We start from the raw sequence: 1,847 nt of genomic DNA, 5'->3' as shown, positions 1-1,847 counted from the left end.
CCTTGGGCTCCAGTGGCTCCCGTGGCTCCGTCACTACCCGGAGGTCCTTGTGGACCTGCCGGACCTTGTGGACCCGTATCAGGATCAATCCAAGAATATATTCCTGAGCCGTCAGTGGAAAGTACTTGTCCGCCTGTTCCTCCCGCTGGCAATTCTATTTCATTATACGGATCATCATCAGCATCACGAATATCAATTGTTGTACTACCTCCTCTTTCCAAGGCTATATTTACTGACTCATTTGCACTAACAATTGAACTACTAATTCCTTGATTATCTGTATTTAATAAAGATTTATCTACCCACTCTACTGTACCGGTTGCACCGGTAACCATTACCTTATCGTTACCGCCGCTTAGTATATTTTCTGGCTGGACCGCATCATCGGCCAACTTGGCATTGGTCACCGCATCTGCGGCCAATTCTGTAGTCCCTACTGCCCCGGCCGCTATCTCAAGGGTAACATCTCCCAATAAAGCATTGGCATCGCCACCTACCGTTAGGTCCGAAGAAGTAATGTTGCCATCACCAGTGATCGCTGTGCCGTCCACTTCCAATGCTCCAGTGGTCGCGTTCTGTACCAGTCCGCTTCCCGCAACATCAGCATTGATCTTAGCTGCCGTTACCGCATCATCAGCCAATTCATTGGCAGTAATTCCACCCGTGGCCACGTCCAATGTATAGGGACTTATAGTAGTACCCGCTCCTGAACGGATCAAGGTTCCGTCGGTGGCGTTTGTTACCTCGTTGCCAATTACACCGTCATTTTCGGTTACCGTTACGGAGCCCAAATCCACTAGTGTCCATTCGGTACCGTCCCATTGCATTACCTGTCCGGAGACCGTACCATCGGCTATGTTTTCCAACTGCACCGCATCATCGGCCAATTTAGAATTGGTAACTGCATCCGGGCCAAGTTTGGAATTTACTATGGAAAGGTCCTCAACTTTGAAGGGATCTCCAGAAGTACCTGCACCAGTAATAGTTACTTGGTCGGCCAAAACTGCAAAGCTGGACTTGTCCACCCAAACTACCGTTCCAACAGCATCCGTCACCAAAACTTTATCGTTTCCTCCACTTAATATATTTTCTGTCTGCACCGCATCGTCCGCCAATTTAGCGTTGGTAACCGCATCGGCTCCAAGCTTGGCGGTCACAATCGAAAGATCCTCCACTTTGAAAGGATCTCCAGAAGTACCTGCACCGGTAATCGTTACCTGATCGGCTATGGCAGCAAAGCTCGACTTGTCGATCCACTCCACTGTACCTACGGCATCTGTAACCAATACCTTGTCGTTTCCTCCACTTAATATGTTTTCTGTCTGCACCGCATTGTCCGCCAACTTTGCATTGGTCACCGCATCGGCGCCAAGCTTGGCGGTCACAATCGAAAGATCCTCAACTTTGAAAGGATTCCCAGAGGTCCCAGCTCCCGTAATCGTTACCTGGTCCGCTATAGCAGCGAAGCTCGACTTATCGATCCACTCCACTGTACCTAAGGCATCTGTAACCAATACCTTGTCGTTTCCTCCACTTAATATGTTTTCTGTCTGTACCGCATTGTCCGCCAATTTTGCATTGGTCACCGCATCGGCGCCAAGTTTGGCGGTCACAATCGAAAGATCATCCACTTTGAAAGGATCCCCAGAGGTCCCAGCTCCCGTAATCGTTACCTGATCCGCTATAGCAGCGAAGCTCGACTTGTCGATCCACTCCACCGTACCAACGGCATCGGTAACCAAGACCTTGTCGTTACCTCCACTTAATATGTTTTCTGTCTGTACCGCATTGTCCGCCAACTTTGCATTGGTCACCGCATCTGCAGCCAATTCTGTAGTCCCCACGGC

General features: G+C 49.6%; 1 pseudogene. It reads right to left on the bottom strand.

What is annotated here, in order from left to right:
• Nucleotides 1-1,847: pseudogene (locus tag BUA60_RS23130) on the bottom strand (hypothetical protein); the annotation flags it as partial.

Source organism: Arenibacter palladensis, from assembly GCF_900129275.1.
GTDB classification, from domain to species: Bacteria; Bacteroidota; Bacteroidia; order Flavobacteriales; family Flavobacteriaceae; genus Arenibacter; species Arenibacter palladensis.
The sequence above is the reverse complement of the archived record's forward strand: the minus strand, read 5'-3'. Positions and strand labels throughout refer to the sequence as shown.